Consider the following 390-nt stretch of genomic DNA (forward strand, 5'->3'; position numbering starts at 1 on the left):
CGTTCCAGCGGTTCAGACGTTCGAGCGCAACATTGATTTCGTCTTCAGTCGCATCACGCAGTTCGCCTTGTTCTTCGATAGACTCCAGCAGATGCATGCCCGCCGCACGACCAAATACAACAAGGTCAAGCAGAGAGTTACCGCCCAGACGGTTTGCGCCGTGAACGGATACACACGCAATTTCACCCACGGCAAACAGACCAGGAATCAGAACGTCTTCGCCCTGCTCATTCACAGTCAGTGCCTGGCCGGTTACTTTGGTCGGAATACCGCCCATCATGTAGTGGCAGGTTGGGATAACCGGAATCGGTTCTTTAACCGGGTCAACGTGGGCGAAGGTACGAGAAAGCTCGAGGATGCCCGGCAGGCGGGACTCAAGAACTTCTTTAC

At 54.6% G+C, this 390-nt stretch carries 1 protein-coding gene; it reads right to left on the reverse strand.

Annotated elements, in window-relative coordinates:
* A partial coding sequence (locus tag M989_RS24055; RefSeq protein WP_157093605.1) for an FAD-binding protein occupies positions 1-390 on the reverse strand: 390 nt, incomplete at both ends.

Source organism: Kluyvera georgiana ATCC 51603 (assembly GCF_001654985.1).
GTDB lineage: Bacteria > Pseudomonadota > Gammaproteobacteria > Enterobacterales > Enterobacteriaceae > Kluyvera > Kluyvera georgiana.